This window comes from Gudongella sp. DL1XJH-153, from assembly GCF_049310905.1.
GTDB lineage: Bacteria > Bacillota > Clostridia > Tissierellales > Tissierellaceae > Gudongella.
The window spans coordinates 19,199-36,019 of sequence record NZ_JBMEMN010000005.1 but is presented as its reverse complement, the minus strand read 5'-3'; the positions used below and the strand labels follow the sequence as shown (position 1 = coordinate 36,019).

Sequence of the window (16,821 nt, the reverse complement as noted above, 5' to 3'; positions counted from 1 at the left end):
AGCTCCCTTAAAGGGAGCTATTTCATTGAGAATTCTTAAGTGTAGCTTCTATAAATGAATCGAACAAGGGGTGCGGTCTTGTGGGTCTTGACTTGAATTCTGGATGATACTGTACCGCTACAAACCAAGGGTGATCTTTCAGCTCCACCACTTCAACAAGACTATTGTCAGGGGAAAGACCAGAAAATATCATTCCTGCTTCCTCCAAAACATTCCTGTATTCATTGTTGAATTCATATCTGTGTCTGTGTCTTTCAGTAATAATATCACTTCCATAGATTTCTCTTGCCCTTGTTCCTTGACCTAATTGACATGGATATGATCCAAGTCTTAATGTACCACCAATGTTCCTTACATTTTTTTGATCTGGCATTATATAAATAACAGGATGGGGTGTGTTCTCATCAAGTTCCGTGCTGTGTGCACCATATAGTCCAGCCTTGTTTCTTGCAAGCTCTACACAGGCTAGTTGCATCCCAAGGCACAATCCCAAGTATGGTATCCTTTTCTCCCTTGCATAGCGTATAGCAGATATCTTTCCTTCAATACCTCTATGACCGAACCCACCAGGAACAAGAATCCCATCAGCCTTTCCAAGAATTATTTCTGCATTCTGGTCATTGAGATTTTCAGCGTTTATCCAATCAATTTGAACATCCGTACCATTTGCAATTCCGCCATGTGTAAGGGCTTCGTACACAGATAGGTAGGAGTCCTTCAGTTCCACGTACTTGCCGACAAGAGCAATCCTTGTAGTCTTGTCAATTTTTCCCATTTTATTGACAAGATTATCCCAACTGGAAAGATCAACTTCTTTGCATTGAAGTCCAAGTTTCCTTTCAACTAGCTTGCCCAGACCTTGTTCCTCCATCATTCTAGGCACATTGTAGATGCTGTCTGAATCCATGTTTTCAATTACTCCATCAATCTCCAGATCACAAAACAGAGCAACCTTTTCCTTTAGCTCTCTTCCAAGAGGTTTTTCGGTTCTGCATATCAATGCATCTGGGTGTATCCCAATGCTCCTTAATTCCTTGACACTGTGCTGAGTTGGCTTTGTCTTAAGTTCTCCAGCCATTGATAGATATGGTATAAGGGTAACATGAATGTACATTACATTTTCCTTGCCCACATCGTGCTTAATCTGTCTGATTGCTTCCATAAACGGCAAAGATTCAATATCACCTACAGTTCCACCTATCTCCGTGATGACAACATCCAGAGGCTGATACCTAGATATGCGTATTATTCTCTCCTTGATTTCATTTGTAATATGAGGTATTACCTGTACAGTTTTTCCCTCATAGTCGCCTTTTCTTTCCTTTGATATAACAGTCCAGTAGACGGAACCCGAAGTTACACTATTGTGTTTTGTAAGATTTTCATCAATAAATCTTTCATAATGACCCAGGTCCAAGTCAGTCTCTGCTCCATCTTCAGTTACAAAAACCTCCCCATGTTGATACGGACTCAAAGTTCCAGGATCGACATTTATATATGGGTCGAACTTCTGGATTGTAACTTTCAGACCACGGCTTTTTAACAACTGTCCAATACTGGCTGCTGTTATTCCCTTTCCTAAAGAAGATACTACTCCTCCCGTTACGAAAATATACTTGGTTACCATAAACTTTCCTCCCGATAGATTCTTGATAGTTCCTAACGTTAATATTTTACACTATTAAAGCGTTGGCTACAATACTTTGTCATGATAACTTAATATCAGCCTTGACTTTTTCATTGTATACTATAAATAGGATTAAAGATGGAAAGGGGAATTCTTAGTGAAAAAAATTGCATTGCTTTTATTGGTATCACTTATATTCATATCCCTTCTTTCCGGTTCAGCAGCATTTGCACAAGATAAAACACCTCCTGAAGTGCTTAAAGAACTCGGAGTTTTAAAAGGAGACAGCGAAGGAAACCTGATGCTTTCCAATTACTTGAAAAGACAGGATATGGTCGTTCTCATTAGTAGATTATACAAAGAAGAAAACAAAGCGACAACTTATCTGCTTCCTGCAGATTTCGATGACCTTGATGAAAACAATACCTACTACCATGGATTCATTCAATGGGCAGTGGATAAGAATCTAATTATAGGAATGAATGACGGAAACTTTGGATTTGGTCGCAATGTTAAGGTAAGAGACTTCCAGGTATTGCTATTGAGAGTACTTGACTATCGTGAAGAATCAGGACTATATGATTCCGTACCTGAAATTTCCAATAAATTGGGACTGATGAAAGGAATTAATGTGAATCCTGATGGTTATCTCCTTAGAAAAACCATGGCAGAAATGACACTTAATGCATTGAAGCTTAATAAGAAGGGAAGTCCACTGACACTTGCGGAAGTGTTGGAACTGGATCTTAAGCCTTATGAAGAAGAGAAGGAAGAAAATGAATAACAGAAAATAGTTAAGATCTAATATCTAAGAGGTAAGAGAAAAATCATAAATAAATACAGGGTCCAGGATCCTTCGTTACGCTCAGGAAGACAAGATAATTGTCACTCTGAGCATGGCGAAGAGTCTTGGACCCTAACTTTTCTCTATCATTATTCTAAATAATCGACTACAAGTCTGAGTTCGGATATCCTCTTAAAGGAACAACTCAAAATCTTAGATTGTTCTAGCTTCTATTGTCGGAAACCCATGAAGATAATCCCACATTACGGGCGAAGCAAGGAAAGTATTAATGAAAAGCGAACATATGGAAAGATCAGCTAGATTTTTCACTCGAAGTGAGAAAATCGTTTTGACTTGCATGTCTGAGCGAAGCGAGTTTGCAAGTCAATTTTCGAAACGAGTGTGATAAATCTCTGAGCTTTAATCCGAGAGTGGTTCATTATACTTTCCGAAGAATCTTCAAACGAGATCCCTCCATTAGAGTCGGGATAACAGGGTATAATTGCTATTAATCAATATACTCCTCTTTTATCGCCTTCGCCACTCTATCCAATCCCTCTTCAAGGAATTTCCTTGGAGCGGCAATATTAAGTCTCATAAATCCATCTCCACCATCGCCGAACCAGGTGCCTCCATCAAGTGCAACTCCACCCTTCTCGACAAGAACCTTCTCCAAAGTTTTCCCATCCTTTTCATATGCTCTAAAGTCAATCCACATAAGGTAGGTTCCCTCTGTTTCAGTAAAATCAATATCAGTAAGTCTTTCTTTAAGATATTTTCTTGTAAAAACAACATTCTCCTGCAGATACTTCAATAACTCCTCCAGCCAAGGCTCTCCATATCGGTATGCTGCCATAACGGCTTCAACACTTAATGGTCCTTGACTGCCAATACTATTCTTCAAGAGGACCTTCTCCACCCTATCCCTTATTTTTTTATTAGGGATTATTATATTTGAAGCATAGAATCCTGCAAGGTTAAAGGTCTTTGTGGTCGATGTGGCAGTAATTGAAGTCTCTTCAAATCTTTTATCCACTGATGCAAACATGGTATGCTTGTTGGTTCCTAGGATCAGGTCATTATGAATTTCATCAGATAAAACGTAGACATTGTTTTCAAGACAGATTTCTCCGACTCTTCTAAGCTCATCCTCTGACCAGACCCTTGAAACTGGGTTGTGGGGACTGCAAAGAATAAACAACTTGTTGTTTGGATCCTTAGCCTTTTCTTCAAAATCCTCAAAATCAATGTAATATCGATTGTCTTTCAAAACAAGAGGTGAATTAACTACTTCTCTTCTGTTTTCCTTGATACTGTTTGAAAATGGATAATAAACAGGCTCGTTTATTATTACACCCTCACCTTCCTCCGTAAGAGCCTGGATTACATAATTGGTACCTGGAACTATTCCTGGTGTAAAAAGCATCCATTCTCTTTCAATGTCCCATCCGAACCTCTTTTTTGTCCAGTCTATAACCAACTGATAGTATTCCGATGGTCTTGCTGTATATCCAAATATTCCATGCTCAACTCTTTTGCCTAGAGCGTCCAGAATCTCCGGAGCAGCCTTAAATTCCATATCGGCAACCCAGTAGGGAAGTAGTCCGGATTCTCCAAAGAGCTCCTCCTGAACATCCTTATCCCACTTTGCCGAATAGGTTCCGCTTCTATCAATAATTTCATCAAAATTATATGTCATATTCATCCTCCTGTTTTTTCATTATTGTTTTCGATTTAAATCAACTAGTTTAGTTGCTTATTTCATCAAGTTTCCTGTTGATGATTTCATCCAGCTCTTCAATTGTTTTATCCGTCAAGATCTGAATTCCTTCTTCAACATTATCAATGGCATAGATATGAAAATCTCCTTTTTCTACTGCTTCAATCACATCTTCCTTCAGTACAAGATTTTTTACGTTAGTCCTTGGTATCACAACACCCTGTTTTCCAGTAAGACCAATCAATTTGCATACCTGGTAGAAGCCTTCTATTTTTTCATTGACTCCCCCTATGGGTTGAACCTCTCCTTTCTGATTTACAGATCCAGTAACAGCAAGATATTGCTTGATGGGTACATCCGCCATTGATGAAAGGATTGCATAAAGTTCTGTGCTGGAAGCACTATCTCCATCAATCATTGAATAACTCTGCTCAAATCCAAGTCCTATGCTTATTCCAAGCGGTCGCTTTCTTGCATATCGTTGGCCAAGATAGCCACTTAGAATAAGAACTCCCTTGTCATGCATACGACCACTTTGTTTTGCTTCCCTTTCAATGTTAATTACTCCTTCTTCTCCACTGTATACCGTAGCAGTTATTCTACTTGGTTTACCGAAGCTGTATTCACCGGTTCCCATAACTGCAAGTCCGTTAATCTGTCCAACTTCCTCACCGTCTATGTCAATAAGGAGTATCCCTTCAAGGAACATTTCATTTAGCTTCTGTTCGTACTTGTTGGAACGGTAAACTTTTTCTTCTATAGCCTTTTTAACATGCTTCTCATACACGAGGTCAGACCCTTCTTCTGCTGCCCAGAAGTCAGCCTCGTACAGGATCTCAATTATCTGATTGAATTGGGTACTTAGTTTATCCTGGTGTCCAGCCAGCCTTGTACTATATTCAACTACTCTTGCTACTGCCATTTTCTCAAAGTTCTTTATATTGCTTTCCTTACAATGGTTGGCAATGAACTCGCCCATTCTTTTCAAGTTTTCGCTACTTTTATCCATTTCAATATCAAAGTCAGCCATTACCTTGAACAACTTCCTGAAGTCATCGTCATAGTTGTAGAGAATACTGTAGGTGTAGTCATCACCTATTATTATTACCTTAACATTCAGAGGTATTGGCTCTGGTTTTAGTGTTGCAGTTACTGCCATTCCCATTAGTCTGTTATAGTTTTCAATATTTATTTCGTTTGTTTTCAACGATCTTTTTAACATTTCCCATGATATGGGATTATTGAGGATTTCCTTCATCTGAAAGATTATATATCCTCCGTTGGCCTGATGAAGTGAACCTGACTTTATTTGTGTAAAATCAGTAGTTAATACACCCATCTGGCTTTTGTATTCTATGTGACCCATTAAATTATTATAAATTGGATTTGACTCATTGATAATAGGTGCATTTTCAAGCTGACTGTTATCTACAAATAAATTCACCTTGTACCTAATAAAGAAGTTCTCGTCATTTCCTGTAGGCATTTCAAACAATGAGATGTTTTTAGGGGCATTTTTATTCTTGAACTTGCCCAGGTTCTCAAGAATATCTTTTTCAAGTTCATTAAGATATATTGCAGTTGCAGCTCTATCGCCGTACTTATCCATTAGCTTCTTAATATCATATCTGATTATTTCCATTACCACATTCTTATCAAGCTGATCTAAGTTGTCAGCCAGTTCCTCATCCAGAAGTCTAAGGTCATTGAACTCCTCAACAGTTGCTATTCTGAGCTCCTCATACTTCTCCATCATCTCTTCCCTCTCATCTATTGAAAGATCCGCATATTCCTCTTCATTGATGGGTTTCCCATCCTTCATGGGAATTGAAACAAGTCCCTGTTCACTTGGAGTATACACAAACCCAAACTCAGCCGACTTCTCATTTAGCTTTTTAAGAACATCTCCTTTTTTCTGATTGAAAATTCTAAGGACATCATTCTTTCTGGTTTCATATTCTATCCCCGCAAATGTCTCTGGTATGGTTTTTCTTAAATGTTCAATAAATTCTTCCAGCTCTTTTTTGAACTCTTTACCGTGTCCAGGTTTGAACGAAAGTGCTTTAGGGGACTCTTTTCTATTGAAGTTATACACATAAACCCAGTCCAGTGGAACAGGCTCCTGTTTTGAATATCCTTCTGCAATGGAATAGGTAAATGTACTTCTACCTGTCCCACTTAAACCTGAAACATAGATATTGTAGCCTTTTTTCTTGATTTTAAGTCCAAATCCAAGTGCTTGAGTTCCTCTGTCCTGGCCGATGATCCCTTTAAGTGTATTCATATTTTCAGTCGTTTCAAATTCCAGATCTTCCTGCCTGCAAATACTTGTAAGCTCCTCTGGCTCTAGTCTAAACTTGTCCTTCATTGTCATCCCTCCCACATTGAGTATCACTTACATTGCTTATACCCAGGAAATCTTCCAATACCGATAATTTAGAAGAGCTTTTAAATTTTTTCGGGCAGAAAAAAACCAGACACGAGGTCTGGTTCACATATCTTATTCTTTTTTAATCAATTAAATGTAGTACAAGGCATTTAAAAGCAATGGCGCAATCATTGCAAATGCAATGACTATTACTATTATCATCGTAATTTTCTTCTTGTCTCGAATATGCATATTATCTTCCTCCAATATTTTACCTTTGTCTTCATTCTATATGTTTTTACTCTCCCTTGCAAGTCTCTTGTCCTTGTTTCTTGGCATTAATTGTATTAATCCTAGAATGAGCGCGATTAAAAGGGCTGCTGCAGATAATAGAAATGGTACCTTGCTGCCTAATCCGTAAGCAAATCCAGCAATTATAGCTCCAGACATCTCACCCAATGCCTTGATTGCATTAAAGATACCGGACATAAATCCTGCTCCGTGATGCGAATCCTCAACTGCAAAGTTTTGAAGCAATGGAAATAATATGGTATGGAAGGTAAAATACAAGAGACTCCAAAGCATAAATGGATATGTTGAATCCTTAAGATATATCATTGTTGCTGCCATAAGAGCCAAGCCCAGCAAGACTCTCAGAGAAGTCTTGAGTTCAGTCTTCCTTACTATCCAAACGTTGATGGTTAAATTGGCAACAAGACCTATTATACCGGTTGTAGCTTTCCAGATGCCATTAACTATTGGTTCAAAGTTTAATTCATCTCTTAAATAATAGTTGAAGGCATTATTATTGCTTGAATATGCTATGAATGCGAAAAATGTTATCCCTAAAAATGATAGAATCCAAGGAGTAAAAACTGCTTCCCGCTTTTCTTTATCACCAAGAATATTCCAGATAAACTGAGGCTTTGATCCTTTTCTCAAAGGCTTGTTTGACTCATCCATAAATATATATATTCCAATACCGATTAAAATCATAACAGCTCCCTGGATAAAAAACACATACCTTATTGGTAAATAACCAAGAGCACCTCCTGTAAGGAAGCCCACAGCCATGGACACACTCATTAGGGCTGAGTAGGTTGCAATCCTTTCTCCTCTTTTTTCTTCTGTGCTTACATCAACAACCATTGCCATCAGTCCTACCATAAATCCTCCGGTGAAGAGACCAGCAATTCCTCGCATAATTAAAATCTGCCAAATATTATTCGCCATTCCGTAGAGAAGTTGTGAAGTTCCATAAAGAATAGTTGAATATACTAGTGTCATCTTACGGCTTTTATTATCCCCCCAGCTTCCCCACAAAGGTGAAGTCAGAAAAGATGCAAATACCATCACGGCAAAGGATGTACCAAAGACATGACTTGGTAAATCAAGCATTGTAAAATAAGTTGGATTAACAGGATGATGAAAGTTTGCTGTAATAAAAATTAGTGATGAAAAAATCATTACCTTTTTGAATTGACTGTTCAATTTACCCCTTCTTTCAAAAACACGCATTTAGATGATTTTATCATAATTCAGAAAGATTAACAATTAATTACTGACTCGAAATAATTTCCTGAAAAATCCAGACTAAAAAACCGCTGACCAAAAGGTCAGCGGTTCTTAATCTACTTTCTGATTAGTTTACCAATTCAGCAGTTGAGAAGTCGATAGTTCCAAGAACTGATCTGTCCCATCCTACTAGGTCTGGAGAAACTAGCATAACGTCTGTATAGTAGTAGATTGGCATAACTGGAAGTTCTGTCATAAGAATTTCCTGTGCTTCATAAAGTGCCTCAAAGTGCTCTGCTCCTCTTGTCTTAGCAGCAGTTGAAAGAAGCTCGTCATATCTAGCGTTACTATAGTTAGGATCGTTGTATGCATTTTCTGTTGTGAATATTGCAAGTAGTCCCATTGGGTCCATAAAGTCTGTCAACCATCCACCTCTAGCCATCTCGTAGTCGCCTTCTTTTCTTGTATCCTGGAATACTGCCCACTCTTGGTTCTCAAGTTGAGTCTCGATACCAAGGTTAGTCTTAAGCATTTCCTGAACAAGTTCAGCTACTTGCTGATGTCCTTCTGAAGTGTTGTACATGATTGTAAACTCTGGGAAACCTTCTCCGTCTGGATATCCAGCTTCAGCCAACAATGCTTTTGCTTCTTCTATTTGACTGTCATCTGTTGGTATTCCGTAAGTTCCGGATTTCTCAGCAAAGTCTTCTCCTTCATGATCAAGGAATCCTACTGGAACGAATCCAGCTGCTGGAATCTGACCTGAAGCCATAGTCTCTGTTATTAGTGATCTGTCTACTGCAAGGTTCAACGCTTTTCTTACTCTTACATCTTGGAATAACTCAAGATCCATGTTGTAGTTGTAGTAGTAAGTTCCCAGTAGTGGGAATACGAAGAAGTTTGGATCTTCTGCCATCAATCTTGGTATTTCTGCTGGAGGTACATCAGGTAGGAAGTGTAGCTCTCCACTCTGATATGCTTGGAAAGCTGTTGATTGCTCATCGATAAATTTACCTTCGATTCTGTCAATCTTAACTTCTTCAGCGTTCCAGTATTCGTCATTCTTTACTAATGTAAGTCCGCCACCGATTTCGTAGCTTGTAAGTTTGAAAGGTCCGTTTGATATTGCGTTCTCAGGATCTTTCGCCCATGCTCCATCCGCTCCAGCTTCAACTGCTTCTTGCTTGGTTGGCAGGAAGTGGTAGAATGAAAGCAAACTTACGATATAGTCTGTTGGAGTTTCAAGTTTAACTTCTAGAGTAAGATCATCTACTGCAGTTACTCCAACATCGTCAAGCGATCCTCCGTTTACTGCGTCAAATGCTCCAACTACGTTTGTATATTCCCAAATCCATGCATACTCTGATGCTGTTGCAGGATCCATTCCTCTTTTCCAGGAATAAACGAAGTCATTTGCTGTTAGTGGTGTGCCGTCAGACCAGTTTGACTCTCTCAAATTGAAAGTTACAGTCATACCATCTTCTGATACATCCCAGGTCTCAGCAATACCAGGGTAAATTTCTCCACTTTTCTCTCTTACTAATCCTTCAAATGTCTGGTTGATTACGTCTCCACCGTCACTTGCTCCGTTAAGAACAGGGTCGATAGTCTTAGGGTCAGCACCTACGTTCCATAGGAAAACCGACTCATCGCCTGCAGGTTCTTCTGCTGGCTGCTCTCCTGGCTGCTCAGCTGGTTCTTCTGCGGGTTCTTCTGCTGGTTGACTACAACCTGCCAACACTGTTATTGACATTGCCAAAACCAACAATAATGCTAATAGTTTCTTATTCATCTTTTCCCCTCCTTAATGATGTATGTTGCCTTTATTTAAACCGGGGCGTTACCCTGGATTAAATACTCTTTAAATTTACTACACAAATGTGGTAAATAATGAGAATTTTTTTAATATACTCTATTATACCACAAATTCCTTATTTGACAAGATGGCAGGCTACAAAATGGCCAGGCTCAACTTCTCTAAGCTCTGGAGTTACTTCTGTACAGATGTCCATGCAGTATCTGCATCTTGAACTGAATCTGCATCCTTCAGGTGGATTTATAGGGCTTTTTACATCACCCTGTAGTATAATCCTCTTGTCCATCTTGTTTGATTTTGGATCTGGTATGGGAATTGCTGATAGCAAGGCCTGTGTATAAGGATGAAGAGGATTCTTGTAAAGTTCCTTGCTGGATGTAATCTCCATCATTTTTCCCAGATACATTACACCAATACGGTCTGATATATGCTTAACCATTGATAGGTCATGGGCTATGAACAAGTATGTCAGTCCCATATCGTTCTGCAGATCTTCGAGCATGTTTACAACCTGTGCCTGGATTGATACGTCAAGAGCTGAAATCGGCTCATCACAAACTATAAGATCTGGTTCAACTGCAAGAGATCTAGCAATGCCAATACGCTGCCTCTGTCCACCAGAGAACTCGTGTGGATATCTGCTGGCGTGCTCACGCTTAAGGCCAACAGTCTGCAAGAGGTTGTATATTTTTTCCAGTTTTTCCTTGCCTGAATACAGATTATGTGTTTCTATACCCTCTCCAATAATCTCTGAAACAGTCAATCGAGTATTTAGAGATGCATATGGATCCTGAAAAATCATCTGCAGTCTTTTTCTATATTTCATCATATCATGCTGGGAAAGGTTTGTTATGTCCTCTCCGTCGTAAAGTATCTTGCCGCCTGTTGGTTCGTAAAGCCTTACAACGCTTCTTCCAAGTGTTGACTTTCCACAGCCTGACTCGCCTACAAGTCCAAAAGTCTCGCCCTTGTATATGTCAAATGTAACATCGTCCACTGCTGTAAGATAAGCTTTTTCTCTCTTAAAGAAACCTGTGCTAACATCAAAGTATTTCTTTAGGTTCTGTAATTGTAGAAGTGGCTTTCTCTCCTCCATTTATAAAGCCCCCTTTCTATAACCTTCAACCTCTGGTGCATCTTCGTGCATTAACCAGCAAGCTGAAGTATGATTCTCCCCGACGCTGAACATGGGAGCCATCACTTCTGTACAAATCTGCATAGCATTTGGACATCTAGGGGAGAATGGACATCCCGTTGGAGGTGACAACAGGTCCGGTGGTGAGCCGGCAATTGGATTCAATCTGCCCTTTTCCTCTGTATCCATTCTAGGAACTGACTTTAACAGTCCCCTTGTGTATGGATGCTGAGGGCTTTCAAAAACATCCTCAACTGTTCCTTTTTCCATTGGCATTCCACCATACATAACTACAAGGTCCTTGCAGGTTTCTGCAATTACACCAAGGTCATGCGTGATAAGAATAATCGCAGTATCCAGCTTTGTTGAAATATCTTTCATTATATCAAGTATCTGTGCCTGAATCGTAACATCAAGCGCAGTAGTTGGCTCATCTGCAATCAGCAGTTTTGGATTGCATGACAATGCCATTCCAATCATTACCCTCTGTCTCATACCACCTGAGAACTCATGTGGGTATGACCTGATTCTCTCTGAAGGCTCTGGTATCCCAACAAGATGAAGCATCTCTTCTGCCTTCTTTTTTGCTTCTTTTCTGCTTAATTTCTGGTGTCTCTGAATAACCTCAACCATCTGGTTTTCAATTCTAAAGACAGGATTCAAAGATGTCATTGGATCCTGGAATATCATTGCCATTTCATTTCCTCTGATATTTGACATCTTAGAATCGCTAAATTTAGTGATGTCTACCCCGTCAAATATAACGCTGCCTTCCTTAATCACTCCTGGGTGCTCAATCAGTCTCATAATTGAACGGGCAGTAACGCTTTTTCCACTACCCGACTCTCCTACTATTCCCAGCACATCTCCTTTTTTCAGTTTAAAGTCGATGCCACGAACAGCCTGCACCTCTCCTCCGTGGGTGTAAAAGGATGTTTTTAATCCATTAACCTCTAATATATATTCCTTATTATTTTCCATATCTCAATCTCCCTATCCTTTTCTAAGTCTTGGGTCCAACGCATCTCTCAGTCCATCACCGATAAAGTTGAATGCAAGCATTGTAAATGCAATTGCCAATGCAGGGAAGAACAACTGGTACGGATATGTTGTAAGACCTGATAAAGCATTGTTTGCCAGCGTACCCCACGATGCCATCGGTGCTGATACTCCAAGTCCTATAAAGCTTAGGAATGACTCAGTAAATACAGCTGAAGGGATCATCATGGCTATGGAAACTATTATTGGTCCCATTGCATTTGGTATAAGGTGTCTAAATATTATCTTTGATTTTGACACTCCCATTACTCTTGCGGCAAGTACAAATTCCTGTTCTTTCAAGGACAGCATCTGTCCCCTTACAAGTCTTGCCATTGATACCCAGTAAACACTACTCAGAGCGATTATTATGTTTGTAAGTCCTCCACCCCTAAACCATACCATCAAGAGGATTACATACAATACAAGGGGTATGGAGTTGATGATGTCTACTATCCTCATCATTATGTTGTCTACCCTTCCACCTTCATATCCTGCGATGCTTCCGTATACAACACCGATAAACAGGTTTACCATTGTTGCAACAAATGCAACAAGAAGCGAAATCCTTGCTCCGTACATTACTCTTGTAAGAAGGTCTCTTCCAAGTGCATCCGTTCCGAAAGGGTTCAACTTGTTCAATTTTGTCATTGCTGGATACTGTGCAACTTCTCCATCCAACTCAAGAGTAAAGTCATAGTCATAACCCATCTTGTTTGGAAGAAGGTTATATGAGAAATCAAGAATAACTTCTTCTTGGCCTAATTCATAAGTGTATACCTTGTTGATCATATCTCTTTTTAAAGGATCGAGATTAAGCCTTTCAATCAGCGTTCCATCTTCTGCAACCAGAAACACATTATAGTCGTTTGAAACGTGGAAATATCTTCCGTCAAGTTCATACATCTTAAGTGTAGGTGGTAGATTCTTATATTCATTTATTTGATCTGAATATGAAAATTCCGTGAAGCTCGGTCCTACTGTACCGAATAATATTATTAGGATTACAACAACAATGCCCGCCATGGACAGCTTGTTTTTCTTAAGCCTTCTCCATGCATCCTGCCAATAAGTTAGACTGGGTCTGATTGCTTCGGTGTCTTCTCCTGACTGTTCAATAAAAACAAATTTATCCTTTGACATAGTCTACTTATCCTCCTTCAGCTTGATACGTGGATCTATAAATGCATAAGCCACATCCACCAAGAATATCATTACCAGGTAGAACACAGCATAAAATACTGTGATACCCATTATGGTAGTATAGTCACGGTTAGAAACACTCTCTACAAAGTGTCTTCCGATTCCAGGAATTGCAAATATCTTCTCAATTACAAATGATCCTGTAAGAATAGCTGCAATCATCGGTCCAATATATGTTACTACAGGGATAAGTGCATTTCTCACCGCATGCTTCATGATTACTGTGAATTCCTTCAACCCGTTTGCTCTTGCAGTCGTTATGTAATCCTGTCTCAAAACCTCAAGCATGCTTGATCTTGTAAGTCTTGTTACAAAAGACAATGAGTAACCTGCCAGTGCTATTACCGGACCTACGTAGCTTGCAGGAGTGTCCAATCCGAAGCTTGGAATCCACCCTAGCTTTCCTGCAAAGAAATATATTATAACAGTTGCTATTACAAAACTCGGTACTGTAATTCCAATTGTTGCAAGAAACATTACAAAATAGTCCAGCGGACTGTTCTGTTTAAGTGCCGAGATAACCCCCAGTGGTATTCCCACGACGACTATTAGCGCAGATGCTATCAATCCAATTTTTGCCGATGCTGGAAAACCTGACTCTATTAGATCATTGACTGATGTACCAATCTTTGAATATGACGGTCCAAGATCAAAAGTAACCAATCCTTTCATATAGTTCAAATACTGAATTGGTAGTGGATCATCCAGATTGTACTTGGCATTCAATGCTCTCATGATTTCATCGGGTACAGGTCTTTCCCGTGTAAAGGGACCTCCTGGTATTGAGTGCATCATTGTAAAGGTCAATGTGGTTATTAAAATAATAGTTATCAACATTGATACAATGCGTTTTAAGTAATAAGATTTCAAATTATTTACTCCTTTCTATGTATTCTTGCGTTACAAATACTATACACCATTCTACCATCTTTCCATGATTTTTCAAAATACTTTTTCAACTCAAGCCTAGTGGGAAAGCGCTTTTCACTATTGCAATGGTAGTGCTTCGATGCGATGTTTCATTATAAAATATTTGATGATACAAACATTTTTAATACTTGTGCAAGGGATTGCACACATCATTATAGTGCTATATATACCCTAATATTTTTATATTTTAATAATTATTCATGGTTTTTGTATGAAAAAAGAAAAAGCATATTGGTGTAATCCTTAATACACCAATATGCACTATTACATTTTCATACTATTAAATTGAACAGGGGCTGTATCCGCAGTCCTGACACTCAGAACATCCTCCAGCGTGATTCAGCTTTCCTCCGCACATTGGACATGTGTCTGGATCTTCTTTTAACTGAACCTCGGCGAGTTTCATTATCTCTTCCTGTAGTGCTTCAATCTTGTCAATATGGCTCTTATTATTGTTTGTTATAAGAATTCCACTTCTGGCACAACCATCTCTGTAGATTGTAATACCTTTAAGTCCTCTCTCCCATGCATGAAGATACAGTTCCTCTACCTGCTCCACAGTAAACTCGTTTGGTACATTTACAGTTGATGAAATACTTGCATCAATATACTGCTGCCAAGTTGCCTGAACTTCAATTCTTTCCTTGTAATCAAGGCTTGATGTGGTCACAAAAAAATCAGGAAGTTCTTCTTCGTATGAAAGATTGTTTTCCTCCATATATTCCTTGACTATTGGAGTGAATACCTTGTAATATGTGTCCTCATGGTGAAGCGACTCTGACTTTCTGGTATAGGATACCTGGAAGATTGGTTCAACTCCATTGCTGCATCCAACCAGGGTTGCAATGCTTCCTGTTGGAGGTATTGTTAGAAGCTGGGAATTTCTAAGTCCGTATTCCTTTATCAGTTCCTTTATTTCATCGTCTGCGTTTTCCTGAAGGAATGGTGACTCCAATACTGCCTCCAGATTAAATCTAGGGAAAGGACCATCCTTTTCGGCCAACAGGGCTGATTGTCTTAATGCTTCATTTACCATTATCCTTCCGATCTGATGGATCAGGGAAATTGATTCACTGCTTCCATAGCTTACTCCCATTTTGATAAACATATCTGCAAGTCCCATAATTCCAAGACCAATTTGTCTTAAGTCCCTGGACATTTCTCTTTGTTGCTCCAATGGATGAAGATTCATGTTTTCATCAAGTACTTCATTTAGATAGATGACGCCGTTTCTTACCATCTCTCCGAATTTCTCGAATTCAAATCTTGCGTATTTTGTAAATGGATGTTTTACATACTCGCTAAGATTTATGGAAGATAGATTGCAGCTTCCAAAGGCAGGAAGTGTTTCCTCAGCACATGGGTTCACACCTGCAAATTCAAATGTCGGATCATGACTCATCAGATGCCATGAATCGATTCTTCCCTTGTATAGAATTCCCGGCTCCGCCATGTTCCAGTTGTTGATGGCAAGTTTCTTGTATAGATCTCTTGCCCTTATTACCTTACTGATTTCTTCATCAGTTGACTCAACCTTAAAGTACAGCTCATAGTCCGTGTCATCTTTTACAGCTTTCATAAATTCATCATCAACGTTTACTGAAATATTGGCATAGGTAACCTTGTCAAGATCGTTTTTAACATTTATAAAATCTTCAATATCGGGATGATTGCAATCAAGATTGAGCATTAGCGCCCCTCGTCGTCCCCTCATGCCAATAAGTCCTGTAACCATTGAATATAAGTCCATAAAGCTTACCGCACCTGTTGTTGTGCTTGCAGCATTGTTTACCTTCGAACCCTTTGGTCTAAGCTTTGATAGAGTCAGTCCAACTCCTCCACCATAGGAGTATGTTCTTGCAAGATATTTTGCTGTATCAAATATTGATTCTATATTGTCTTCAACCTTTGGCATAACATAGCAATTACTCAAGGTTATTTTTCTTCCAAGCTTATCCAACCCACGTCCAGCAAGAATTCTGCCTGCTGGCATAAACTTCTTGTCCTTGATGGCTTTTTTTACGGGATGGTTATCTCCACTGACTCTTGTCAGGAAATCATCAAAAGTTTCTGCATCATATCTGTATTTCTTTTCGTAAATATCTCTTTGAAGATCTGTCATGTTCCAGCCTTGCTCACGAAGTCTGGCTCTCTCCTCACGATAGATGATATACTTTCTTGCTACCTCAGGTCTGCTTTTCATCAATTCGACCTCGACGTAGTCTTGAATTTCCTCTATATTTACTGATTCCTTGCCACTGAAAGCGTCTACTGCATTTTCTCCGATGGATTTTGCCAACTCCTCGTCGATTCCCTTTTCAGTTTCATTCATGGCTTTTTTCACAGCTATTGAGATTTTTTCAGCCTCAAAATCCACAACCTGTCCGTTCCGCTTCTCAACTTTCAACATGCCCCTGCCCCCTTTTTAATACTTGTTACATTTAGTCAAACAACTATATATTGTGTATGAGTTGTATGTCATATACAACATATATAAAATCTACCACAATTTCTATTAAATTACAAGATGGGTTTTGTAGAAAAAAAGGTAAGTTTTTGTAACAACTCTCAGAAGGATTACATACGCTGAATTAAAGAGGATATGAATTATTTCTTTACATATGATAAAATATGATCAGGACTAATAATACCATAACTATTTGTGTTTGTCTTTATGCTAATTTG

General features: G+C 39.1%; 11 protein-coding genes. 1 reads left to right on the top strand and 10 read right to left on the bottom strand.

Annotated elements, in window-relative coordinates; genetic code table 11:
• Nucleotides 1-22: 22 nt before the first annotated feature.
• The gene (locus ACOEN1_RS03770; protein WP_422485098.1) at nt 23-1,627 is read right to left on the bottom strand and encodes a CTP synthase; all 1,605 of its coding nucleotides are present in this window, start codon (nt 1,625-1,627) and stop codon (nt 23-25) included.
• 157 nt (nt 1,628-1,784) lie between these two features.
• Between ACOEN1_RS03770 and ACOEN1_RS03765 the strand changes: the two genes are divergently transcribed.
• A complete protein-coding gene (locus ACOEN1_RS03765) occupies nt 1,785-2,411 on the top strand; it encodes an S-layer homology domain-containing protein (RefSeq protein ID WP_422485097.1) in 627 nt (208 codons plus the stop codon).
• 508 nt (nt 2,412-2,919) lie between these two features.
• Here the strand turns inward: ACOEN1_RS03765 and ACOEN1_RS03760 are convergent.
• The 9 genes from ACOEN1_RS03760 to ACOEN1_RS03720 form a co-directional block, all read right to left on the bottom strand.
• The gene (locus tag ACOEN1_RS03760; RefSeq protein ID WP_422485096.1) at nt 2,920-4,110 is read right to left on the bottom strand and encodes a MalY/PatB family protein; all 1,191 of its coding nucleotides are present in this window, start codon (nt 4,108-4,110) and stop codon (nt 2,920-2,922) included.
• Nucleotides 4,111-4,159: 49 nt separating this feature from the next.
• Nucleotides 4,160-6,499: a Lon protease family protein gene (locus tag ACOEN1_RS03755; RefSeq protein WP_422485095.1), complete on the bottom strand. Its 2,340-nt coding sequence runs from the start codon at nt 6,497-6,499 to the stop codon at nt 4,160-4,162.
• Between the two features lie 288 nt (nt 6,500-6,787).
• Complete coding sequence (locus tag ACOEN1_RS03750) at nt 6,788-7,990, bottom strand: MFS transporter (RefSeq protein ID WP_422485093.1); 1,203 nt, start codon at nt 7,988-7,990, stop codon at nt 6,788-6,790.
• A 151-nt stretch (nt 7,991-8,141) separates the two neighbouring features.
• Nucleotides 8,142-9,806 (bottom strand): peptide ABC transporter substrate-binding protein, encoded by a 1,665-nt coding sequence (locus ACOEN1_RS03745; RefSeq protein ID WP_422485092.1) that lies wholly within the window; start codon nt 9,804-9,806, stop codon nt 8,142-8,144.
• Between the two features lie 139 nt (nt 9,807-9,945).
• Entirely contained in the window at nt 9,946-10,926 is a 981-nt protein-coding gene (locus ACOEN1_RS03740; RefSeq protein WP_422485091.1) for an ABC transporter ATP-binding protein, read from the bottom strand.
• Entirely contained in the window at nt 10,927-11,946 is a 1,020-nt protein-coding gene (locus ACOEN1_RS03735) for an ABC transporter ATP-binding protein (protein ID WP_422485090.1), read from the bottom strand.
• 12 nt (nt 11,947-11,958) lie between these two features.
• Nucleotides 11,959-13,146: an ABC transporter permease gene (locus tag ACOEN1_RS03730; RefSeq protein WP_422485089.1), complete on the bottom strand. Its 1,188-nt coding sequence runs from the start codon at nt 13,144-13,146 to the stop codon at nt 11,959-11,961.
• Nucleotides 13,147-13,149: 3 nt separating this feature from the next.
• A complete protein-coding gene (locus ACOEN1_RS03725; RefSeq protein WP_422485088.1) occupies nt 13,150-14,076 on the bottom strand; it encodes an ABC transporter permease in 927 nt (308 codons plus the stop codon).
• 340 nt (nt 14,077-14,416) lie between these two features.
• Complete coding sequence (locus ACOEN1_RS03720) at nt 14,417-16,546, bottom strand: adenosylcobalamin-dependent ribonucleoside-diphosphate reductase (RefSeq protein WP_422485087.1); 2,130 nt, start codon at nt 16,544-16,546, stop codon at nt 14,417-14,419.
• Between the last annotated feature and the right edge of the window lie 275 nt (nt 16,547-16,821).

Bases quoted from the DNA above. Each gene is read 5' to 3' on its own strand.
- ACOEN1_RS03735 (WP_422485090.1), bottom strand. From the start codon at position 11,946: ATGGAAAATAATAAGGAATATATATTAGAGGTTAATGGATTAAAAACA.
- ACOEN1_RS03745 (WP_422485092.1), bottom strand. From the start codon at position 9,806: ATGAATAAGAAACTATTAGCATTATTGTTGGTTTTGGCAATGTCAATA.
- ACOEN1_RS03755 (WP_422485095.1), bottom strand. From the start codon at position 6,499: ATGAAGGACAAGTTTAGACTAGAGCCAGAGGAGCTTACAAGTATTTGC.
- ACOEN1_RS03730 (WP_422485089.1), bottom strand. From the start codon at position 13,146: ATGTCAAAGGATAAATTTGTTTTTATTGAACAGTCAGGAGAAGACACC.
- ACOEN1_RS03770 (WP_422485098.1), bottom strand. From the start codon at position 1,627: ATGGTAACCAAGTATATTTTCGTAACGGGAGGAGTAGTATCTTCTTTA.
- ACOEN1_RS03720 (WP_422485087.1), bottom strand. From the start codon at position 16,546: ATGTTGAAAGTTGAGAAGCGGAACGGACAGGTTGTGGATTTTGAGGCT.
- ACOEN1_RS03760 (WP_422485096.1), bottom strand. From the start codon at position 4,110: ATGACATATAATTTTGATGAAATTATTGATAGAAGCGGAACCTATTCG.
- ACOEN1_RS03740 (WP_422485091.1), bottom strand. From the start codon at position 10,926: ATGGAGGAGAGAAAGCCACTTCTACAATTACAGAACCTAAAGAAATAC.